The 20641-nt window shown below is 66.8% G+C and carries 23 protein-coding genes; 4 read left to right on the top strand and 19 right to left on the bottom strand.

The window, feature by feature from the left end:
* Positions 1–87 precede the first annotated feature (87 nt).
* Positions 88–978 carry a metallophosphoesterase gene (locus tag H6717_15625; GenBank protein ID MCB9578454.1) on the top strand — a complete coding sequence of 297 codons (891 nt, stop codon included), beginning with the start codon at positions 88–90 and terminating at the stop codon, positions 976–978.
* A gap of 51 nt (positions 979–1029) precedes the next feature.
* Here H6717_15625 and H6717_15620 read toward each other — a convergent pair whose 3' ends face one another.
* From H6717_15620 to H6717_15575, 10 genes are all read right to left on the bottom strand, one after another.
* Positions 1030–2040: a dihydroorotate dehydrogenase-like protein gene (locus tag H6717_15620; GenBank protein ID MCB9578453.1), complete on the bottom strand. Its 1011-nt coding sequence runs from the start codon at positions 2038–2040 to the stop codon at positions 1030–1032.
* A complete protein-coding gene (nifJ, locus tag H6717_15615) occupies positions 2041–5577 on the bottom strand; it encodes a pyruvate:ferredoxin (flavodoxin) oxidoreductase (GenBank protein ID MCB9578452.1) in 3537 nt (1178 codons plus the stop codon).
* 14 nt (positions 5578–5591) lie between these two features.
* On the bottom strand, positions 5592–6065 hold the full coding sequence (locus H6717_15610; GenBank protein MCB9578451.1) for a universal stress protein: 474 nt from the start codon (positions 6063–6065) through the stop codon (positions 5592–5594).
* Positions 6062–6445: a response regulator gene (locus H6717_15605; GenBank protein ID MCB9578450.1), complete on the bottom strand. Its 384-nt coding sequence runs from the start codon at positions 6443–6445 to the stop codon at positions 6062–6064. Before H6717_15605 ends, H6717_15610 begins: the two co-directional genes overlap by 4 nt.
* Before the next feature lie 124 nt (positions 6446–6569).
* Entirely contained in the window at positions 6570–7994 is a 1425-nt protein-coding gene (locus tag H6717_15600) for a response regulator (GenBank protein ID MCB9578449.1), read from the bottom strand.
* Positions 7991–8707, bottom strand: coding sequence for a response regulator (locus H6717_15595; GenBank protein MCB9578448.1), 717 nt, complete (start codon positions 8705–8707; stop codon positions 7991–7993). The genes H6717_15600 and H6717_15595 overlap by 4 nt, the downstream gene beginning before the upstream one ends.
* Before the next feature lie 56 nt (positions 8708–8763).
* Positions 8764–9936: a histidine kinase gene (locus H6717_15590; GenBank protein MCB9578447.1), complete on the bottom strand. Its 1173-nt coding sequence runs from the start codon at positions 9934–9936 to the stop codon at positions 8764–8766.
* Positions 9937–9976: 40 nt separating this feature from the next.
* Positions 9977–10441, bottom strand: a complete 465-nt coding sequence (locus tag H6717_15585; protein ID MCB9578446.1) for a universal stress protein — start codon at positions 10439–10441, stop codon at positions 9977–9979.
* A 9-nt stretch (positions 10442–10450) separates the two neighbouring features.
* Positions 10451–10954 (bottom strand): universal stress protein, encoded by a 504-nt coding sequence (locus H6717_15580; GenBank protein ID MCB9578445.1) that lies wholly within the window; start codon positions 10952–10954, stop codon positions 10451–10453.
* A gap of 40 nt (positions 10955–10994) precedes the next feature.
* On the bottom strand, positions 10995–11768 hold the full coding sequence (locus H6717_15575) for a CBS domain-containing protein (GenBank protein ID MCB9578444.1): 774 nt from the start codon (positions 11766–11768) through the stop codon (positions 10995–10997).
* A gap of 199 nt (positions 11769–11967) precedes the next feature.
* On the opposite strand from H6717_15575, the gene H6717_15570 reads away from it, so the two are divergent.
* A complete protein-coding gene (locus H6717_15570; GenBank protein ID MCB9578443.1) occupies positions 11968–12378 on the top strand; it encodes a CBS domain-containing protein in 411 nt (136 codons plus the stop codon).
* Here H6717_15570 and H6717_15565 read toward each other — a convergent pair.
* The 3 genes from H6717_15565 to H6717_15555 are packed head-to-tail and all read right to left on the bottom strand — an operon-like array spanning position 12339 to position 14793.
* The gene (locus H6717_15565; protein MCB9578442.1) at positions 12339–13319 is read right to left on the bottom strand and encodes an NAD-dependent epimerase/dehydratase family protein; all 981 of its coding nucleotides are present in this window, start codon (positions 13317–13319) and stop codon (positions 12339–12341) included. The two genes, H6717_15570 and H6717_15565, sit on opposite strands and share 40 nt — an antisense overlap.
* The gene (locus H6717_15560) at positions 13316–14149 is read right to left on the bottom strand and encodes an acyltransferase family protein (protein ID MCB9578441.1); all 834 of its coding nucleotides are present in this window, start codon (positions 14147–14149) and stop codon (positions 13316–13318) included. The genes H6717_15565 and H6717_15560 overlap by 4 nt, the downstream gene beginning before the upstream one ends.
* A gap of 2 nt (positions 14150–14151) precedes the next feature.
* A complete protein-coding gene (locus H6717_15555; GenBank protein ID MCB9578440.1) occupies positions 14152–14793 on the bottom strand; it encodes a universal stress protein in 642 nt (213 codons plus the stop codon).
* A 152-nt stretch (positions 14794–14945) separates the two neighbouring features.
* Between H6717_15555 and H6717_15550 the strand changes: the two genes are divergently transcribed.
* Entirely contained in the window at positions 14946–15266 is a 321-nt protein-coding gene (locus H6717_15550; GenBank protein ID MCB9578439.1) for a hypothetical protein, read from the top strand.
* On the opposite strand, the gene H6717_15545 is transcribed toward H6717_15550, so the two are convergent.
* The 6 genes from H6717_15545 to H6717_15520 are packed head-to-tail and all read right to left on the bottom strand — an operon-like array spanning position 15253 to position 20150.
* Positions 15253–15708: a hydrogenase maturation protease gene (locus tag H6717_15545; GenBank protein MCB9578438.1), complete on the bottom strand. Its 456-nt coding sequence runs from the start codon at positions 15706–15708 to the stop codon at positions 15253–15255. The two genes, H6717_15550 and H6717_15545, sit on opposite strands and share 14 nt — an antisense overlap.
* Complete coding sequence (locus tag H6717_15540; protein MCB9578437.1) at positions 15705–17006, bottom strand: Ni/Fe hydrogenase subunit alpha; 1302 nt, start codon at positions 17004–17006, stop codon at positions 15705–15707. Before H6717_15540 ends, H6717_15545 begins: the two co-directional genes overlap by 4 nt.
* Positions 16999–17784, bottom strand: coding sequence for an oxidoreductase (locus H6717_15535; GenBank protein ID MCB9578436.1), 786 nt, complete (start codon positions 17782–17784; stop codon positions 16999–17001). Before H6717_15535 ends, H6717_15540 begins: the two co-directional genes overlap by 8 nt.
* Position 17785: 1 nt before the next feature.
* Positions 17786–18598 carry an FAD/NAD(P)-binding protein gene (locus H6717_15530; protein MCB9578435.1) on the bottom strand — a complete coding sequence of 271 codons (813 nt, stop codon included), beginning with the start codon at positions 18596–18598 and terminating at the stop codon, positions 17786–17788.
* Between the two features lie 11 nt (positions 18599–18609).
* On the bottom strand, positions 18610–19080 hold the full coding sequence (locus H6717_15525) for a cyclic nucleotide-binding domain-containing protein (protein MCB9578434.1): 471 nt from the start codon (positions 19078–19080) through the stop codon (positions 18610–18612).
* The gene (locus H6717_15520; protein MCB9578433.1) at positions 19077–20150 is read right to left on the bottom strand and encodes a 4Fe-4S dicluster domain-containing protein; all 1074 of its coding nucleotides are present in this window, start codon (positions 20148–20150) and stop codon (positions 19077–19079) included. The genes H6717_15525 and H6717_15520 overlap by 4 nt, the downstream gene beginning before the upstream one ends.
* Positions 20151–20370: 220 nt before the next feature.
* Here H6717_15520 and H6717_15515 point away from each other — a divergent pair, with 220 nt between their 5' ends.
* The gene (locus H6717_15515; GenBank protein MCB9578432.1) at positions 20371–20631 is read left to right on the top strand and encodes a hypothetical protein; all 261 of its coding nucleotides are present in this window, start codon (positions 20371–20373) and stop codon (positions 20629–20631) included.
* Positions 20632–20641 lie beyond the last annotated feature (10 nt).

Below are 20641 nucleotides of genomic sequence, written 5' to 3'. Positions count from 1 at the left end.
GTAGTCGTGTCGAATACTCCGGTCACCGTAGACGACGCAGCAGAGGCCGCAGCACGCGCGTTTTCACCGGAGCCCGAGCCCAAGCGCGTGACACGTCAGTTTCGGGTGCGGCGCTTCGCCGGGCACGCCACGCACGTCGGTGAGCTCGAACACGTGCGCATCGCTCACCTGACGGACTTGCACGTCGGTCGCGTTACGCCGTTCGCCGTGCAGCAAGCGGCCGTACGCCTGACGAACCTGGAGCGACCGGATCTCGTCGTGCTCACCGGGGACTTCGTCTGCCACAGCCAGCTCTATCTCGACCAGCTGGTGGAGGTGGTGCAGGGCTTCGATGCGCCGGTGCTGTGCGTGCTTGGCAATCACGACTATTGGTCCGGCGCCGCCGAGGTACGGCGCGCCCTGCACCGCGCTGGCGCGGAGGTGCTCGACAACCGCCACACGATGATGGAGCTCCGCCATCAGCGGCTTCAGGTCGTCGGCCTGGACGACGCCTACACCGGGCATGCGTCCTATGAGGACGCCATCAAGGGACTCCGGCGGGATGTACCCGCCATCGCCCTGTCCCACATCGCCGAAGAGGCGGACGCGCTGTGGTACCACGGCATCCCGCTGGTGCTCTCCGGCCATACTCACGCTGGGCAGGTGACGCTCGCGCGCATGCACGAGCTGAGCATCGGTCGCATCGCGGGGCACCGCTATGTTCATGGCCTGTACGGCGCCCGCCAGAACGGCGCGACGCACCCCGGGGCCGTGTACGTGGGGGCGGGCATCGGCGCCAGCGTGATGCCCCTGCGCATCGGAGAGCGCGGGCGGCGCGAGATAGCGATTTTCGAGCTCGGCCACGAGCCCGGGTCTTTTGATGAGCCGCTGCCCGAGCAGCCGCCCCTGGCCGGCCGCAAGCCGAGCGCGAAAAAGCAGTATCAGCGCGCGGCCAAGGTGGTGCTGCGGGAACAGCGCCGCTCCCGGCGCACGCGCTGACGCGACGTCCGTCCGGGACGGGCATCGCGCCGCACCAACAAAAGCAGCGGTCTAGCGGCGGATCATGCCGGGGGGCAGCTGCCAGCTCTGCAAGATGTGAATGTAGTTCGCGCGCTCGTAGGTGCGCGGATCGGGGCAGCGCTCGAGGCTCATGTTCCCGCGCATCTCGTCGAGGGACGCGTACTCGTGCTCCTCGAAGAACTGCGAGAGCTCCTCGTGCATGCGGCGGAAGTGATCCGGACCGTTGTGGAGCACGGCGCTCACCACCTGCACCACGTGGGCGCCGGCCATCAATGCCTTGACCACGTCCAAGCCGCCGTGGGCGCCGCCGCTCAGGGCCAACGAGCCCTTGACCTTCCCCGAGAGGATGGCGAGCCAGCGCAGCCGGAGCAACAGCTCGGACGGCGTGGACAGCGCGAGACGATTGGCGATCTCGAGCTCTTCGACGTCGATGTCCGGCTGATAAAAGCGGTTGAAGAGCACGAAGCCGTCCACGCCCGCGGCGTCCAGGCGCTTGGCGAAGTGCGCGAGAGAGGTGTGGAAGGGCGACAGCTTGATGGCTACCGGCACCTTGGTGCTCTTCTTCACCTCGGTGACCATCTCCAAGATGCGCTGTTCGATCGCTTCCGCGCTTTCTTCGGGATCCGCGCCCAGCTGATAGACGTTGAGCTCGAGAGCATCCACTCCGGCCTGCTCGATCAGCTTCGCGTAGCGTAGCCACCCGCGGGGGCTCACGCCGTTCAGGGAGCCGATTACCGGGACGTCCACGCTGGATTTGATCTTCCGAATCTGATCCAGATACTCCTCGGGCCCGAGGGAGAACTCGTCCGGATCCGGCAGATAGCTCTGTGCTTCGGCGAAACCGCCGCCGCGCGTCTCGGTTGCGTGCGCGGCGAGCTGCTCGACGGTCAGCTGCTCCTCGAACAGCGATTTCATCACCACCGCGCTGGCGCCCGCTTCCACGGCGCGCTGGACCGCGTCCACGTGGTCCACCAGGGGAGATGCGCCAAGGATGAGGGGGCCCCGCAGGCGAAGCCCCAAATACGTCGTCGACAGGTCCACTCAGCCCTCCTTGGGTACGCTCAGGTGCGCCAGCTGTTCGTAGAGCGCCACGCGGCGGCTCGCATCGTGCTGCGCTTGTTCCATCAGATGAGCGAAGCGCTCACGGTCCATGCGTTCCACCATTCGGAAACGCGTTTCACCTCGCATGTACTCGGCCACCCGCGCCTTGGGGGCGCCGCTGTCGAGCTCGAGCGGTGCTTGTCCGCCATCGATGCGGCGAGGATCGAAGCGGTACAGCGGCCATACGCCGGAATCCACCGCTAGCTTTTGCTGCCGCGCGCCGTGCACCAGGTCGTAGCCGTGTGCGATGCAGTGGCTGTAGGCGATGATCAGCGACGGCCCACGGTAGGCTTCGGCGTCGGCGAAGGCGCGCAGCGTTTGAGCATCCTTGGCGCCGAACGCCACCCGCGCCACGTACACGTGGCCGTAGCTCATGGCCACCAGACCGAGGTCCTTCTTGGGAATGGACTTTCCGGCGCTGGCGAACTTGGCGGCGGCGCCCAGGGGCGTGGCCTTGGACTGCTGGCCGCCGGTGTTGGAGTACACCTCGGTGTCGAGCACCAGGATGTTCACGTCCAGAGTGGACGCCAGCACGTGATCCAGTCCGCCGAAGCCGATGTCGTAGGCCCAGCCGTCTCCGCCCACGATCCACACGCTCTTCTTCACCAGATAGTTGGCGATGCCGGTCAGATCCCGAGCGCGGGGATCGTCGACGCCCGCGAGGGCCTTGACCAGATCCGCCACGCGGCGGCGCTGCGCTTCGATGCCCGTGGAGCTGCTCTGATCTGCGCCGAGGATCTCTTCGATCAAACGAGCGTCGAGCGAGCCAGCGAGGGCGGACAACAGGTTTTGCGCCTTGGCCGCTTGAGCGTCGACCGCCAGGCGCATCCCGAAGCCGAACTCGGCGTTGTCCTCGAACAACGAGTTCGACCAGGCGGGGCCGCGGCCGTCGGCGTTGGTGCTGTACGGCGTGGTGGGCAGGTTGCCGCCGTAGATGCTGGAGCAGCCGGTGGCGTTGGCGATCAGCAAGCGATCACCGAACAGTTGCGTCATCAGCTTGATGTAGGGCGTTTCGCCGCAGCCGGCGCAGGCCCCGGAGTACTCGAACAGCGGTTCGAGCAGCTGTGCATGCTTGACGTCCAGGTGGACCTTCCCGCGATCGGCTTCCGGTAGCTTCAAGAAGAAGTCGTAGCGCTCCGCCTCTTGCTCACGGCGGGGTCGCTGCTCGACCATGTCGATGGCCTTGTGGCGCGGGTTCTTCTTGTCCTTTGCCGGGCACACGGCGACGCAAAGACCACAGCCGGTGCAGTCTTCCGGCGCCACCTGGATGGTGTAGCGTTCGCCCTTGAGCTCACCGGTCTTCCAGGTCGTCGACTGGAAGCCTTCCGGTGCGCCGGACAGGGCAGCCTCGGGGTACACCTTGGCCCGGATGGTGGCGTGGGGGCAGACCATCGCGCACTTGTTGCATTGAATGCAGAGATCCGGATCCCAGGCGGGGATCTCCGCCGCCAGGTTTCGCTTCTCCCACTTGCTGGTGCCGAGGGGCCAGGTTCCGTCCACCGGGAACGCGCTGACCGGAAGGAGATCGCCCTTGCCCTCCAAGATGACGCCGGTGACGCGTTGGACGAACTCCGGCGCACGAGGCGGAACCGCCGGCGGACGTGGGCTGCCGGTGACCTCCCGGGGCGGCTCGAAGCTCGAGAGCGCCGCCAGGGTGGCGTCCACGGCGGCCACGTTGCGCTCCACGATCTCGTCGCCCTTCTGGCCGTAGCTCTTGGCGATCGACTTCTTGACCAACTCGATCGAGGTGTCCTTGGGGAGCACTCCGGACAGGGCGAAGAAGCACACCTGCATCACGGTGTTGATGCGGCGGCCGAGGCCGGCGTCCCGCGCCAGGGCGCTCGCGTCGATCACCGAGCACTGGAGCTTCTTGTCGATGATCGTCTGTTGTACCTCCCGCGGCAGGTGAGCCCAGAGCTCGTCCTTGGGGTACGGGCTGTTCAGCAGGAACGTCGCGCCTTCGCGTGCGGTGGCGAGGACGTCGTAGCGCTCGAGCAGCTCGAACTGGTGACAGGCGACGAAATCCGAGTGCTGGATCAGATACGGCGAGTGTATCGGCTCCGGGCCGAAGCGGAGGTGTGACACGGTGACCGCGCCGGACTTCTTGGAGTCGTAGACGAAGTAGCCCTGAGCGTAGCGGTCCGTGTTCTCACCGATGATCTTGATGGAGCTCTTGTTGGCGCCGACGGTGCCGTCGGAGCCGAGGCCCCAGAACACGCCTTGGAACACGCCCTGGTGGTCCAGGTCGTCTTCCTCCCGCACGGACAAGGAGAGCCCGGTGACGTCGTCGACGATGCCCACGGTGAAGCGCCGCTTGGGCGAATCCTGCGTGAGCTCCGTGAGCACCGCGCGGACCATGGCCGGCGAGAACTCCTTGCTCGACAGGCCGTAGCGGCCGCCGATGACGCGTGGCATGGCGCGCCCGCTCTCCGCCAAGGTCGTCAGCACATCCAGGAACAGCGGCTCCCCGTGGGCGCCCGGCTCCTTGGTGCGATCGAGCACGGCGATGGAACGCGCGCTTTCGGGCAGCACTGCCAGGAGGTGCTTGGCAGAGAACGGACGGTACAGCCGCACGGCCACCATACCCACGCGTTCGCCCGCGTCCGCCGCGCGCTGAACGACCTCCCGGACCGTCTCGGCGCCCGAGCCCATGAGCACGATGACGCGCTCTGCCTCCGGATGCCCCGTGTAGTCGAAGGGCCGATAGCGTCGTCCCGTGAGGTCGGCGAAGCGGTCCATTGCGTCCGCCACGGCGTCCGGACACCGGTCGTAGAAGGGGTTGCAGGCTTCCCGTGCCTGGAAGAAGACGTCGGGGTTCTGTGCCGTTCCTCGCACCACTGGGCGATCCGGCGTGAGGGCGCGCTCGCGATGGGCGGCGATCGCGTCTTCGCTGAGCATCTTGTGCAGCGTCTCGTCGTCCAGCTCGAAGATGGTCGCCACCTCGTGGGAGGTGCGGAAGCCGTCGAAGAAGTGCAGGAACGGCACGCGGGTCATCAGCGTGGCGGCCTGGCCGATGGCCGCGAGGTCGTGAGCCTCCTGTACCGAACCGGAGCACAAGAGAGCCATGCCCGTGCCTCGGCAGGCCATCACGTCGGAGTGATCCCCGAAGATGGAGAGGGCGTGCGTGGCGATGGTGCGCGCCGCGACGTGCATGCACAGCGGCGTGAGCTCTCCCGCGATCTTGTACAGATTCGGGATCATCAGCAGCAGGCCCTGAGACGCCGTGAACGTCGTGGTGAGGGCGCCGGCCTGCAGCGATCCATGGACGGCGCCCGCGGCGCCGCCTTCGCTCTGCATCTCCATCACGCTCGGGATCTGGTTCCAGAGGTTGGGCTTGCCGCTCGCCGCCCAGGCGTCGGCCAGCTCTCCCATGGAGGACGCCGGGGTGATCGGGTAGATGGCCACGACCTCGTTGGTGCGGTACGCGACCGAGGCGACGGCCTCGTTGCCGTCGAGGGTTACACGGCGAAAATTCACTGCTCTATCCTTCGTCAGGTGCTGGCGCTGGAGCGCGCGGGAATCGTGAGTACGGGACAGGGGGCATGGCGCACCACGCGCTCTGCGACACTACCGAGCATGGCTCGCAACAGTCCACGGCGACCGTGTGTTCCCATCACGATCAGGTCGTAGCCGCCCTGTTCTGCGAGCATGGTGATGAGCTCGTCGGGACGTCCCACCTCGACGCGCGAGCCCAAGCTTCCGGAAGGGTGGCTCACCGTCGAGAGGAACTGCGCCATGCGACGCATTGCTTCTCGCCGCGCGATGTCTCCGATGGATCGCGGCCGGCCCACTCCCACCTCCTGCATCATCGTCTCGAGCGGGATCGTGGTCGACGGCTCCCAGACGTAGACGACATCCACGTGGCTACCGAGCTTGTCGGCGATGAGCAAGGCCGTTTCGAGCGCCGCCCGAGCGGTTTCGGAAAAGTCCGTGGGGACCAGAATGCGAGCGACAGCCATTGTCATTCGGCAGCCTGGGGAAGCAGACGGCCGAGCTCGGAGAGCAGCTGGTCGAAGGAAAATGGCTTCTCCAGCACCCGGGCGCTCTTCTGCCTCGTTTCCGCGCGAACGTGAGCCAGAGGCAGGGCCGTCAGGATCACGATGGGAAGCGCCGGGTGGGTCAGGGCCAGGCTCTTCACCAGATCGTCACCCGTGAGCCCCGCCATCTTGAGGTCGGTGAGGACGATGTCGGGGACCTCTCGGCCAATCAGGTCCAAGGCGTCGCTGGCGTTCGCACAGGCGACCACTGCAAACCCCGACTCCGTGAGGAGCTCGGCCAGCGCCTCGCGAGCGTTCGCCTCGTCCTCGATGAGCAGGACAAATCTGCCTCGGCTCCCGGATTCCATCTTCCCGTCGCGGCAGCTTGCACGGTCCGTGCCGCGACGCGGATCTTGGCTTTTCTCAGGATGGGTGACGCAGGGTGACGCTTGCCCTGCGCGTGTTCCCGGTGGGGACGAAGAATCTGCGCAGCTACCGCAGGGTCATCGGCCCGTGAACCAACGGAAGGTGCACCGTGAAGCAGGTTCGTCCGGGCCGGGACTCGAAACCGATGCTGCCACCGTGTTCCTCCACGATGCGGTGGACGATGGCCAGCCCGAGACCCGTGCCGGCTTCCTTGGTCGTGTAAAACGCGTCAAAAATGGGGGCGTCTTCCGGGATCCCGGGGCCTGTGTCCACGATTTCGATGGCGGCGCTGTCGTCGGTTTCCAGCCGGGTTCGTACGGTGAGGGTGCCGCTCCCACCCATCGCCTCCAGGGCGTTCCGCACCAGGTTCAGGAGCACCTGCCGCAGCCGCTCGGGATCGACCTCGACTGCTGCCGTCCGGGCATCCAGCTTGGCGACCAGCTCGACGCTGGCTTCCGTCACCTCTGGCCGCACCTGCTCGACCACCGACCCCATCAGATCGTCGAGCGAGGCGGGTTGGACGTCGAGGGGGCTCGGCCGGGCGAAGGCCAGGAAGTCCTTCACTAGTCGTTCCAAACGCTGGATCTCGTCCACCACGATGGCGACCACCCGGAGCAGGCTCTCTCCCGTAGCTTGGCCCTTCTCGATCCGGCGACGCAGCACCTGGAGCTGAAGCGTTGCGGAATTCAGGGGATTGCGGACCTCGTGAGCCAGGCCAGCGGCCAGCGTTCCCACGGCTGCCAGCCGCTCCGCACGCAACGTCCGGCGCAGCATGGCCCGTTCGTCCGTCACGTCGATGCCGATGGCGTAGATCATCTCCGACTGCCGGGCGCCCACGTGCGCCAGCTGCCAGCGGATCAAGTGTTGAGTTCCGTCTGCAGCCGCCAGACGCCGATCCCCACCGCTTCCCACGATGTCGAGTCCGGGACGGCCGACCATGGCTTCTCGCGATTGCCCGGTGATCTCCTCCAAGCGACGGTTCCAGAGCACGATGCGCCCGCCGGCATCCAGGGCCAGCACCAGAGCGGGGACCGCTTCCACCACCTCCCGATGGTGCAGCTCGGATTGCTCGAGCTCGTGGCGTAGGGTCTCGCGCTCTCGGATCAGCGCGACCTTGGCCAGGGCCCGCTCCACCGTGTGCATCAAGTCTTGGGGGCGGAAGGGCTTCACCACGTAGGCGAAGGCGCCGTGGCTCACCGCGGCGATCGCGCTCTCTACCGTGGCGTCCCCCGTGATGATGACGATTTCCATCCGCGGGCAGTGCTGTCGCATCTCCCGAACCAGGCTCAGACCGTCCGTGTCCGGAAGGCGCAGATCCAAGAGCGCCAGATCGAGGGACTGACCGAGCTCCTGGCAGCGGCTCCGCGCCAGCTCGCCGCTGTGGGCCAACAGGCAGTCCAGCTCGAACGCTTCGATCTCCTTCAAGATCGCGACGACATTCTCAGCTAGGTCGACGTTGTCGTCGACGACGAGGACTTTCGCCTCTTTCATCCGCTGGTTGCCGCCTGTCGGATCTGTTCGACCAGCTGCTGAACGTCGAAGGGCTTCTCGATGCACGGCAACCGGCCGCCGGTCTCCGCCCTTCGCGCCTCTTCGTCGAATGCCGTCATGAACAGGATCTTGATCCTGGGATCCCGCGCAGCGAGCCGCTCCGCCACGTCCACGCCGGAGGCGTCCGGAAGGCGAAGATCCACCAGCGCCAGCTGGGTCAAGGAGCGCTGATCCAGTGCTTCTCTCTCGGAGCCCGCGACGATCGCTTCGAAGCCGTGCGCAGCGAGGACCTCGGCGATGTTCTCCGCCAGCTCACGGTTGTCGTCGACAATCAAGATACGTGCGCCGGCGCGGCTGAACTCTGCCACCAGTCGAGAGAGCCGTTCTAGATCCACGGGCTTCGGCAGCACGTCCAACGCGCCATCTTTGAGGGCCTGGTTCACCGTGGCGTGGTCCATGTAGCCGCTCATCATCACGACCGGCCCCGCGAAACCTGTGGCGCGGAGCTCGTTCAGAAGCTCCACCCCGCCACGCCCTGGCAGGCGGTAGTCCGTGATGATGCCGTCGACGCGCTCGGCCGCGACGAGCTTCAACGCGTCTTCGGCCGAAGTGGCGATGGACGGCGCGTAGCCGAGCCCGTCCAAGATCTCTGCCAGGTTCTCGGCCAGATCTTCGTCATCCTCCACGAGCAAGACTCGGAGCGGCTCATCCACGGCTCCTAACCGTAGAGCCAGGCCGTGAGGACGGCAAGCGCTCTGGTTGGGGAGGCTCAGGCGTCAGCGGCAGGGTCGTTCCGCTCGGGAAACCAGAGCCGAAAGCTGGCGCCCCGGGGTGTGTCTTCGAGATCCATCTCTCCCCCGTGGGCGTCCACGATGCGCCGGCACAACGCCAGACCCAGACCGGTGCCCCGAGCCTTGGTGGTGAACAGCGCGTCGAAGATCCGGCGGCGGATGTCCGAAGGAATGCCAGGCCCGTCATCCCTGACGCGGAGCTCCGTTCCACCGCGATCTGCACGGGCGCTGATCCACACGCGAGCGCCGCCGGGTTGGGCCTGCACCGCGTTCGAGAGCAGGTTGGTCACCACGTGCACGAGATCGAACGGGTCCACGTGGGCCTCGAGAGCGTCAGGGACGTCGATCTCCACCTCGAGCTTGTTGGACGCCTCTGCCTCCTCCGACAGCTTCTCGAGGAAAGGTCGGAGGCGCAGGTGTTCCAGCGTGGGTGGCTTGTTGCGTGCGAGATCCAATAGGTTCGAGATCGTACGGGTGCAGTTCTTCACCTGCACGTCGATCTTGCCCAAGTGCTTGTCGAGGTGTTCGTCGCTGATTTCCGCACGCTTCATGCGTTGCCGCATCAAGAACAGCGAAGACTCGATGATGCCCAACGGGTTCCGCAGCTCGTGACCTATGCTTGCCGCCAACTGGCCAATGGTGGCCAACCGCTCTGCCGCTCGAGCCTTCTCTGTCAGATCCTCTCGATAGGTGTCGAGCATGATCACCAACTCCAGATCGAGGATGCGGTTGACGGCCTGCGCGGTGCGCACCCTCGCGTTCGGCTCCGCGAGCTGCTCGTGCACCACTTCGATGAGCCGCGACCGAATGCGGTTCATTGCGGTGAACATGAACTCTTGAGGTAGTCCGATCCGGACGTGGACCCGGCCGATCCGCGCGTGGCGCGCCAGGTAGTCCGCGTCGTAGTTGCCGGACAGCACGGACTCGAGCCAGCCGACGAGGGTCCCCTTCAGGCGCTCTATCTGCGGCCTACCGCCGGTGATGACCTGACGCGCCTCGGGGTGGGCCTCGATGGTGGCGTAGAAGTCGTCGATGATGGCGGTGAAGTGCGGCTTCGCCACGGGCTGAAATGCCCGGATCAGATTGGCCGTTTCTTCGTCGAAGGCAACGTACTGCTGCAAGCTGGCGAGCTTGGACGCCCCAATCTCCATGGGTGCAGCATGCCTCAGCGGTCGCCGCGACTGAAGTAGCTCAGCTGGATTCGGCGCGTTCCCGAACGGTGAGCACCGGACGACTGGAACGGCGCACGACCTTTTCCGCGACGCTCCCCAGGAGCAGGTGAGCCAGTCCGGTGCGGCCGTGGGTGCCCAGCGCGATCAAGTCGTAGCCTTCTCGGTCCGCCAGCTCCACGATGGTCTTGGCGGCGTCCCCTTGCTCCACGAAGGAGGTCCCGATGTTCACGCCCTCTTCCTTGGCGGCGCTGACGAAATCACGCATGGCATTTTCCGCGTGCTCTCTGGCCAGCTGAGACAGGGTCTGGCTGCTCCCTGCCACGCCCACCATTGCCTCCGGGGCGACGAACGCGGGCGCTTCCCACACGTGCAATAGATCGACGGACGCCCCGAAGCTCTTGGCGAGCTCCGCCGCACGATCGAGCGCCACGCGAGAGCACGTCGAGAAGTCGATGGGGACGAGGATCTTTCGCAGCTGATGCATGATGCTCTCCTACGTTCTGAGCACGGGTGCGTCGGCCCTCACGACGGCGGGCTCGAAGGTTGCGGCTTCCGGCACCGTGAGCACGGGGCAGATTGCTCGGCGCACGACGCCCTCGGCGACACTGCCGAGCAGCACCCGTTTGGCGCCGGTTCGTCCGTGAGTGCCCATCACGATCAGATCGTGACCGTCGCGCTCGGCCACCGTCAAGATGGTTGCGGTGGGATCTCCGTGCACGATCTCGGTGGGTATTCCCGCCGCGCGGTCTTTTGCCACGCGAGCCAAAAATGCGTCCAGCTCCGCGACGGCCTGCTCCTCGGCGATCTCCCACACCGGCCGCGGGCCCGCCGCGACCCAAACCAGCAGGCTGGGCTGAATGTAGTGTGGAACGTGGTAGGCGTGCAGTACGTCCACGGTGCCCCCCATCGTGTCCGCCAATTTCAGCGCCGTATTTAGCGCATGCGCTGAGCAGGAAGAGAGGTCGACGGGGCAGAGGATCTTCTTGGGTAGGGTCACGGAGGTTCTCCTGGGGTTCGGAGCAGCAACAAGCGTGCCGCTACTCCTTGGCCGGCTCCTTGAGACCCCTCTCACTGGCCAGCGGGACCAAGTAGCCTTCGCTGCGAGCCAACCAGCGAAGCACGTCCAGCGCCGACACGATGCCCACGACGCTGCCGTCGTTTCCGGATACCACGGGCACGCGGTGCACGCCTTCCTGCGCCATCAACGCGGCCGCCAGGCTCAACGGCGCGCTCTCGGGGAGTGCGTAGGCAAGGGGCATCATGATGTCCCGAACCCGCGCCTGCGCGACCTCCGCCAGGTGGAAGCCCCGGCCCAGGTCGATGTCCCATCCATGAACGCGGAACGTCCTCGACTCCACCTCTTCCGTTTGGCCGCGAACCGTCATCTCGCGCAGCAGGTCCGTCTTGCTCACCACGCCGATGGGCCGGCCTTGGTCGTCGACGACGGGCGCGCCGCTGATGCCGTGCTCGAGGAAAAGGCTGGTCAGGGCTTCCAACGTGGTGTCCGCGCTGACGCACAGAACGGCGGAAGTCATGACCTCCGTTACCGGCGTTGCGTCAGGAGGCGTCGTGGCTGGTGCAGGGGGGCGTGGTTCTTCTGCCGCGGGTATGGCTGCGAGGCTACAGACCAAGAACGTGTCGGTCTCCGTAGGATCCACGTGCAAGCCCTCGCAGCGGTCGCAGGTCATGCATTCCTCGACGGAGACCGACGCACCTTGCGCGGGACAGAACACCGACAGGGTGACGTCCGTCGCGTCATCGCTGGCGACCCTTCGAAGCTTGACGGCGAGGTGTTGTCTCTCGGAGCTCACGACTCACCTCCAGCGTTTCTCGCGCACGCCCTGCGTCGACACCCCCTGCCAACGCAGCCTTTGCGCAACGAGTTTTTTCATCGCGTGGCGGTGCTGCGGCAGAGAGTAGGGTGGTGGCGGCACGGCACTTGTTCCTGCAAGGCGCACACCAGCGGCATGCGGGTTGCACCGTCTTCGCTGCACAAGAGGAGCTCGTCCCATGGTCGTCAAGGAAGTCATGACATCCGAACCCGTCACCGCCGACGCAGGAGCAAAGATCAGCGACGTGATTTCCGCCCTGTTCGAGCTCGACGTTCGGCATCTGCCGGTCGTCGATGGAAGCGAGCTGATAGGGATCGTGAGCGATCGTGATCTGCGCGCGTTCATGGCGCCCGCGCTGATCGAGCTCGAGAATCCAGGAGCCATCGCCGCCAAGCTCAATCAGCCGGTATCCACCATCATGAACGGCGACGTGATCAGCGTGCATCCGGAAACGGACCTGTCAGAGCTGGTGGACTTGATGCTCGACCACAAAGTGGGTGCCGTCCCGGTTCTCGATCCCGACAGCGACGAGCTGGTGGGCATCGTCAGCTACATGGACGTGTTGCGCGCTGCCCAAGACGCTCTCTGAGCCGCCCAGTCGATTCCGCTTCGCGGTTCGTATCCCAGCACGTCCTTCGCGCGCCGGCCGTCGAGCACGGTGCCGAAGTGGAAGCGGCGGTAGTTCATGTCATAGCGAAATTCCATTCCCAGGGCCGAGGCGCGCACGCGATACAGGGGCGCGAGCAGCGCGCCGGGCAACGCCAGCGCCCAGCGCCCGGACAGCTCGATGGCGCGAGACAGGGGCAGCGTGTCGAGGCCGGCGATGTTGACCACGCCGATGGCGTCGGAGTCGATGGCGGCGATCTGCGCCGACACCGCGTCTTGGAGGCTCAGCAGGTTGAGCATCGGGTCGAAGCCCAGTGGGCGCAGACACACGCGAGACGACAGATAGTCGAACAGCTGGCTGCCGGAGTCCGGGGCCAACACTTCCGAGCAACGCAGAACCGCGATCTGAAGGCGACCGAGCCCCATGCGAGCGCACACCGTGAGGTCCGCCTCCACGCGATCTCGGACGCGTTGCGGACTGTCGGGGCTGAGGTCGAGCGGGTCGCGCTCCGAAACCAACACGGCTCGCGCGGGGTCGATACGGTACACGTCGGCGTGACTCACGAACACGAAGCGACGCACGCTGGGGTGACGCTCCAGCAGGTCCAGCAATGTGCGGGTGGACTCCACGTTGAGGGCGTGAACGTGCGGTCCGGTGTCGTGGGCGCTGCGATGATGCGCGCCGTGTAGCACCGAGCTGACCGCGAGGTTCCGCGCCGGACCAAAAACCAAATCTCGAATCTCGCGTTCCTTGGTGAGGTCTGCGCTCACGTAGCTGAGCCGCTGTCCGAGAGAGCGAAGCCGCAATGGCTCGCGCTCGAGCCCCACGGCGAGCACCCGCGCGTCGGCGTTACGTTCGAGGAGCGCTTCCGCGAGGGCCGAACCGAGAGGCGTGGTGGCGCCGGTGATGAGCGTGGTGGTCATGAAAACCACCCCCGCCGCTCGCGTAGCCCACGCTCCAGCAGCCGCGCTACCGCCGATTTCACTCGCTCTGCCCCGGCGCGAACGGTCTCGGGGTCGTCGGCGCCGCCCCGGCCCAAGCGCAGGGGCTCGCCGTAGTAGACGTGGACCTTGACCGGCAACGGAAGCGGCGTGGCCGGGATCGGCAGGAACGGCGCGCCGAAGCCATGGAACGAATCGATGCGCGCGATCTGAGGCCAGCACTCCTCCGCCCCCACGATGCCGACGGGAACGATTGGCGCGCCGTGCGCGAGGGCAAGCTCCACGTGTCCGACGCGCCAGTCCGAGAGCTGGTATCTGCGCGAGAAGCCCTTGCCGATCCCCGGAGTGCCTTCGGGGAACACCACCACCAGCTCACCCTGCTCCAGCAGGTATCGCACGTTGGCTCGAGCGCCACTGACCATCCCCGCGCGGGTCATCGCCGTTCCGAACCAGGGCATGAACGGAATGAACAGGTCGCCGATGACGCGCGGGATCCGCGGCGGTCGCGTGCGGTGAAACAGATCCACCGACAAGAGCGCGGCGTCGATCGGCAGCATGCCGCTGTGGTTGGCCGCCACGATGACGGCGCCCGTGGAGGGGACGTTTACGGCGTCGTGGCTCTGGACTCGAAAGTAGTACCTGTACAGGGGCCAGGCCGCTGCCATCGCCAGCTCGAAGGACGCCGGTTCGAGCCCCAAGGCGTCGTAGCCATGACCCGCATCCGGATACGCCGCGCGCTCGACCCGCGCGCGCTGCTCGGCGGGGGCCAGCAGGCGGCTGAGCGTGCGCTTGGCTCGGCGTGACAGCGGCACGGCTACCTCCGGGGCGGCAACATGAGCACCGAGCAGGTCGAGCGGTGCAGGATTCGCTCGCCCACGCCGCCCATGTATGCGCGGCGCAGTCCCCGGAGCTCCGCCCGCTCCAGGACCAGGAGATCTGCGCCGATCTCGACCGCCCGCCGCAACAGAAGCTCGCCCGAGGTCACGGTCATGAGCTCGAGGTCCGCGTCCCAGCGCCGGCACAAGTCGCGCGCGCTTTCGGAGTCTGCCTCGCTGGCGAGCACGCGGGTGATGCGGCCATCCGCGCGAGGACGACTCACCCACACGGCCTGCCGCGCGAAGCGGCTGATGGTGTCGACGGTGCCGCCCACGCGATGACCACTGACTCCCACGACGATCCATCCGCAGCCGATGGCGTCGGCGTGGTGCATCAGCGCCTCCGCGGCGCTGCCGAACAGAACCTGGCGGTCGACCACCGGCACCGAGAGCTCTGCGGCGATTTCATCCAAGCCGCGCTCCGCCTTGCCCCTGTCCGCGTCGTGGCCGTGGGCGGGGAGCACGTGCGCCAGATGCACGGGGAGGTCCAGGCTCGTGGCGAGCAGCTGGACGTGGGCGCGAGCCGCGCGGGCCGCGGGCGCGAAATCCGTGGCGAACAGCAGCGCGCCGGGCGCTTCCATGTGACGATCGAGTGCAAGGCCCGATCCATGGCTCCGAAGCGCCAAAACCGCGCAGCAGCCAGCGCAAACCTTGCGTCGAAGGCGAGGGATGCTGCAGGCTCCGGCTTGGCGCGAAACGTGAATCCGTGATCGCGAGAAAAGAGGGACCCATCATGTGGAGCAGGTACTCGATGGCGGTGGTGGCCGTTGCGCTTTCGACGGCGATGCTGGGCTGCGACAAGAAATCCAACGTGTGCCCCAACGGAGCCTCGGCGGAGTTCTCGGGCAATCACGGGCACGCGCTCACGATCCCCGCGGACGCCGTACAGCGCGGCATGGGGGGAACCTTTGCGGCGAAGGGCGACGCGACCCATGAGCACGTCGTGGTCCTGAAGGACGCCGACATGAAGAAGCTGGGCGAAGGGCAGACCGTCAAGACCCGGACCAGCAGCGCCAACGCTCACGTCCACGAGGTCGAGATCAAGTGTAACTGAGCAGCCGAAGTACGGCGCGGCCCGCCGTCTCGATGGCGGCCGCGACGTCTTCGTCGAGCTCGACGGATGGCGTCTTCGGGGGCGCTCCGATGCCGATGCCCACGACGCTGGCGTTGGGAAACGCCGCGCCTTGGAGGCGACGTCCCAACGCGAGCGCGTCGCTCAGGGAGATGCCATGGCTGCCCTGCGCCGGCGCGCGCATCGATTCGAGAGCTTCCGCGGCGAGAACGACAACCTGGCCCGGAGCAGGGGCCCCCACCACCGCGTCCACCACGATCAAGCGCTGGGCAGCTTCGAAAGCGAGGAGCTCGCTCGGCTCCCGCACGACATGCAGCGCGGTGCCCTGCGGCAGCGTTCGCTTGCGAAGCCAGTCGATGACTCGTGGGCCGACGCCGTCGTTTCCTGCGCTCCGTCGGCCGACGCCGATCACGAACGTGCTCACGGCTCCTCTTCCGTGAAGCGCAGGTCCAGGAAGTGCGTCGAGCAAGAGATGCAAGGGTCGTAGTTTCGCACCGTGCGCTCGGCGAGCTCGGTTGCCTCGCGCTTGGGCAGATCCACCAAGCGCTCGGCGATCGAAAGCAGATCCGCTTCGATGGTGGCCTGGTTCTGTGACGTGGGCGGAACGATCTTCGCGCTGGCGATGCTGCCGTCCTCGGCGAGACGATAGTGGTGGTAGAGGATGCCCCGGGGCGCCTCGGTGCAGGCGAAGCCTTCGCCGGCTCGCGGTCGGATCGACGGCGGGGCGTCCTGCACGCCTTGAAACGTGTCGATGATCTCGAGGGCTTCGTCCGCCGCCTGGATCACTTCGATGCCGCGCGCGAGGATGCTCTTGAAAGGGTTCTTGCAGGGGAGCGCGAGCCCCACGCGATCGACGGCGCCGCGCGCCGCCGGCCGCAGGTGGTCGGCGTTGAGGTTCAAGCGGGCGAGGGGGCCGCACAGGTAGCCCGCACGCTCCCGGAGCATGCAGTGCAGCGCGGTGGAGTGCGGGACCTGGCGCTCTTCGAAGTGGGCCTCGAAGTCCCGCGGCGTAATGTCGAGCCCGCGGCTGGAAACGACGCGGCCCTCGCTCATCGGGTAGTCGCGGTCGTGGCGCAGCGCCACCAGCTCGACGTCGTGCTCGAAGTCGGGGAAGTCGAAGTCGGCAATCCAATCGAGAGCGCTCAGCATCTGCTCGCGCGTGGCCTCGAGCTCCGGCGCCAAGGCTCTCAGCTCTTCACGCGTGGGGATGCGCCAGAAGCCGCCCACCCGCACGTTGATGGGATGGATCTCGCGACCTCCGAGCAGATTCACGATGGCATTTCCCGCCTTCTTCATGCGCAAGGCCGCGGCCACCTGCTCCGGAAACGCCTCCGACAGCTCCACCACGTCCGCGCGACCGAGAAAATCCGGCGCGTGGAGCATGAACATGTGGAGCACGTGACTTTCGATCCACTCGCCGGCGTAGAGCAAGCGCCGGAGGGCGCGGATCTCCGGCGAGATGTCCAGGCCGAGAGCGTCCTCCATCGCGTGGCACGCGCTCATCTGGTACGCCACGGGGCAAATCCCGCAGATGCGCGCCGTGATGTCGGGCGCCTCTTGATAGCCGCGCCCCACCAACAGCGCCTCGAAGAACCGCGGCGGCTCGAAGATGCGTAGCTCCGCACTCTGGGGTCGGCCACCGGAGAAGCGGATGGTGAGCGCGCCTTCGCCCTCCACTCGGGCCAGCGCATTGACCGTGATCGTCTTCTTCACGTCAGTCATCTCCACGGCGTGCAGCGCGGTGCGCGCCGGCGAAGGGTTCGGCGGCGACGTTGAAGGTTCCGAACCAGCGCGCCACGTCGCGCGGGCTCTGGCCCAAGCGAGTGAGCACCGGCACGAGCGCTCCCGGAGCGGCCTGCTCCTTGGGACCGAAGCAGCCGAAACAGCCGCGATCGTAGCGGGGGCACAGGGCGCCACATCCCGCGCGGGTGACCGGCCCCAGGCACGGCTCGCCCCGCGCGACCAGCACACAGCTGACGCCCCGCTGCTTGCACTCGAGGCACACGGCGTGATCGGGCACCACGGGGGAGAGCCCGCTGAGCAGCCGCGACAGCAGATCCAAGAGCTGCCGCTTGTCCACGGGGCAGCCGAAGAGCTGATGGTCCACCTTCACGTGCTCGGCCACGGGGCTGGACTCCGCGAGCGTCTCGATCCAATCCGGGCGTGCGTACACGATCCGCTGGTAGTCCTCGATCTGCGCGAAGTTCCGCAGGGCTTGAATGCCGCCCGCGGTGGCACACGCGCCGATGGTCACCAGCGTCTTGCTGCGCTTGCGGATCTGCTCCAACCGGCGTTTGTCGTGCGCCGTGGTGATGGAGCCTTCGATCAGGGTCACGTCCCAGCGACCCGGCAGCACCTTGCTGGACGCTTCCGGGAAGTAGGCGATGCGCACTGCGCCCGCCAGGGCCAAGAGCTCGTCCTCGAGATCCAGCAGGCTCAGCTGGCAACCATCGCAGGAAGCGAGCTTCACGACGGCGAGCTTGGGCTTGCTCTTGGCCATGTCACAGCTCCCGTCGAGTGAGCAGGGGCGCGATGCGCGAATGGCGGAACACGGGTCCGTCCTTGCACACGAACACCGGCCCGAGCTGGCAGTGCCCGCAGGTGCCGAGGCCGCACTTCATGTTGCGCTCCGCGGACACCCAGATGTCGGAGTCCCGCATGCCACGCTGCTCCAGCTCCCGCGCGGCGAAGCGCATCATCACCTCCGGGCCGCACAAAAAGGCGATGGCGTTTTCTGGATCGAAGCTCACGCGAGACAGGAGCTTGGTCACCACGCCGCTGCGGCCGCGGTAGTCCGCTTCCGCTCGGTCGACCGTCACGTCGAGCTCGACGTCCAAGCGCCCCCGCCAGCGGGCGAGCTCCTTTTCGTACAACAGATCCGCGGGCGTGCGCGCGCCATACAGGATCACCAAGTGGTCGAAGCGCTTGCGGTGCTTGAGCACGTGATAGACGACGGGACGGAGCGGCGCGAGCCCGATGCCGCCGGCTACCACCAGCACGTCCCGGCCGCGCGCTCGCTCCACCGGCCAAGACGTCCCGAACGGCCCGCGTACACCGATTTCGTCGCCCTTCTCCAGGGCTTGCATCGGCCGGGTGACGCTGCCCACCGCGCGGATGGTGTGCACCAGGTACATGGGACGCGCCGGATCCCCGCTGATGGACACCGGAACCTCCCCCGCGCCGTGCAGGTAGAGCATGTTGAACTGGCCGGGCAGGAAGAAGAATCCGCCGCGCTCGGCGGCATTCAGAGTGAGGGTGAAGGTGTCCGCCGTCTCCCGCACCACGCGCGAGATCCGAAGGGCTTCGGGCAGCATCGGGTCACGCGTCACTTGCCCTCCGCCGAATACACGTCCAGCTGCGCCAGCCTCGCGCGCATCAACCGCTCGTGCGCGGCTCCGAGCAACAGCCGCGTCATGGCCAGGCCGAAGGAGTGGTCCGCCTCGAGCTTGTTGCGCAGGCACACGCCGTCCACCGAGAACACCAGCGTGGAGGTGAGGGCCCGCGCATCCAGGTGCCACTTGTAGGGCGTGAGGGCCACGCTCCAGCCGAGCACGTCTCCCGGCTCCAGCGTTTCTATCTGGATGGGGCCACGGGTGGGGACGTTGATCTCCAGAGCCACGGAGCCGGAGCGCATCAAGATCAGCTGATTGGCCGGCTCGCCCTCACGAACCAGATAATCCCCCGGTGCGAAGCGCACGTTCTTGGTGCAGCCCGAGAGAAAGTGCACGTAGGCCGGGCTCAAATTCCTTACGAAGGGGTGCTCCGCCAAGCTCTTTTCGATGCTCTCGACGTTCATGGCAGTCGTCCTTGGCGCAAGGCGCTCGCCTCGCGGGTGATCTCGATGCCTGCGGGGCACCAGGTGATGCAGCGGCCACAGCCCACGCAGCCGGAGCGCCCGAACTGGTCCACCCAAGTCGCGAGCTTGTGAGTGAGCCACTGCCGATATCGGGACCGTGTGGAGCTCCGCACGCTACCGCCGTGGAGATGCGTGAACTCGTGGGTGAAGCACGAGTCGATCACGCGCCACCGCTCGGCGACGCTGCCGGTCACGTCAATGCTGTCTTTCACGTTGGTGCAGAAGCACGTGGGGCACACCGAGGTGCAGTTGGCGCACGCCAGGCAGCGCTCGGCCACTTCGTCCCAGTGGGCGTGGTCCAGGTTCGAGAGCAGCACGTCGTGCAGATCCTCCGTGCTCATGCGTCGCGACTGGGCGCGCGCGTTTTCCGTAACGGCTTCTTCGGCAACGGCGAGCTCCTCCGCGGAAGCGAGCGGCAATCCCAGGCGCTCGCACAGCTCGAGGCCGCGCTCGCTCTTCACCTCGACGACGTAACATCGATCGAGCTCGACCAGCGCCAGGTCGAAACCGCGGCTGGCTCGGGGCCCGGTGCCCATGGACGCGCAGAAGCAGGAGCCGGAGCTCACGGTGCAGCTGACGGCCACGACGAAGGCGCCTTCGCGCCGCGCGCGGTAGCGGGGGTCGGCCCCGAGGAGCACCTGATCCTGGATCTCGATTGCCGCCAGGTCGCAGGCGCGCACTCCGAACAGCGCCAGCTTCTCTGGGACGGGCTCCGCGTTGGTGAAATGGAGCTTGGAGTCACGCCGCTCGGCGCGCCACAGGAGCTCGCTCGGGGCCAGGAAGAAGCGCTTGAAGGAGTCTTGCCCCACGGTGTGTCCGAACGCCCCTCGAGCGCGTGACGTCAGCCGGTAGCGTCCGGGTTCCTGCTCGTCCCCCACTCCCCAGGGAAGCTCCTGGGTCGACTCGAGGTCGCCGAGCCGAACGGCGCCCTCTCGCGGGGTGGGGCCGATCACGCGAAAGCCGTCTCGGCGAAGCGCCATCAGTAGGCGTTCGAGATCCGCCTGGTCCATGCGACGCCGTGACGTGTTGGTCGGAGCCACCCGGCGGATCGAGGCAATCGGCGTACCACTGGGTGAGGGGTCCGCAGCGCGTGCCGTGGGCCGTGGGCTCCGCACCGCTTGCCGGTTGGCGCCGGGAATCCGCACTTCTTGCGAGCGCTGCGCGCTGAACGGCGCGCCTCCGTTGGAACGGGGATTGCTCCTTCCGGCAGCTGACACAAGGAGACAAATCATGGCTAGCGCAGAGGAAAAGCGAGACTTGAAAGCGCGCTTCGACGCCCAGCTGGACGACCTGCAGCAGATGCGCGACGAAATCCGCGTCAAGCTGCATTTGGCCGGGATGGACGCCAAGGACGTGTGGCGGGAAATGGAGCCCAAGCTGGAGAAGCTGGAGCGTGATGCCAGCGAGGAAGGCGAGAACATCGCGGACGCGACGCTGGCGCTCGCGAAGAACCTGAGCGAGGCTGTGCGGAAGTTCCGCGACCGCCTGTGAGGCGGAGGAG

Source organism: Polyangiaceae bacterium (assembly GCA_020633235.1).
GTDB lineage: Bacteria > Myxococcota_A > Polyangia > Polyangiales > Polyangiaceae > JACKEA01.
This window is presented reverse-complemented; position numbering and strand designations above follow the sequence as displayed.

Bases quoted from the DNA above. Each gene is read 5' to 3' on its own strand.
- H6717_15530 (MCB9578435.1), bottom strand. From the start codon at position 18,598: ATGCTGCCCGAAGCCCTTCGGATCTCGCGCGTGGTGCGGGAGACGGCG.
- H6717_15525 (MCB9578434.1), bottom strand. From the start codon at position 19,080: ATGAACGTCGAGAGCATCGAAAAGAGCTTGGCGGAGCACCCCTTCGTA.
- H6717_15540 (MCB9578437.1), bottom strand. From the start codon at position 17,006: ATGACTGACGTGAAGAAGACGATCACGGTCAATGCGCTGGCCCGAGTG.
- H6717_15605 (MCB9578450.1), bottom strand. From the start codon at position 6,445: ATGGAATCCGGGAGCCGAGGCAGATTTGTCCTGCTCATCGAGGACGAG.
- H6717_15550 (MCB9578439.1), top strand. From the start codon at position 14,946: ATGTGGAGCAGGTACTCGATGGCGGTGGTGGCCGTTGCGCTTTCGACG.
- H6717_15515 (MCB9578432.1), top strand. From the start codon at position 20,371: ATGGCTAGCGCAGAGGAAAAGCGAGACTTGAAAGCGCGCTTCGACGCC.
- H6717_15535 (MCB9578436.1), bottom strand. From the start codon at position 17,784: ATGGCCAAGAGCAAGCCCAAGCTCGCCGTCGTGAAGCTCGCTTCCTGC.
- H6717_15520 (MCB9578433.1), bottom strand. From the start codon at position 20,150: ATGGACCAGGCGGATCTCGAACGCCTACTGATGGCGCTTCGCCGAGAC.
- H6717_15585 (MCB9578446.1), bottom strand. From the start codon at position 10,441: ATGCATCAGCTGCGAAAGATCCTCGTCCCCATCGACTTCTCGACGTGC.
- H6717_15555 (MCB9578440.1), bottom strand. From the start codon at position 14,793: ATGGAAGCGCCCGGCGCGCTGCTGTTCGCCACGGATTTCGCGCCCGCG.
- H6717_15590 (MCB9578447.1), bottom strand. From the start codon at position 9,936: ATGGAGATTGGGGCGTCCAAGCTCGCCAGCTTGCAGCAGTACGTTGCC.
- H6717_15610 (MCB9578451.1), bottom strand. From the start codon at position 6,065: ATGACAATGGCTGTCGCTCGCATTCTGGTCCCCACGGACTTTTCCGAA.
- H6717_15570 (MCB9578443.1), top strand. From the start codon at position 11,968: ATGGTCGTCAAGGAAGTCATGACATCCGAACCCGTCACCGCCGACGCA.
- H6717_15600 (MCB9578449.1), bottom strand. From the start codon at position 7,994: ATGAAAGAGGCGAAAGTCCTCGTCGTCGACGACAACGTCGACCTAGCT.
- H6717_15565 (MCB9578442.1), bottom strand. From the start codon at position 13,319: ATGACCACCACGCTCATCACCGGCGCCACCACGCCTCTCGGTTCGGCC.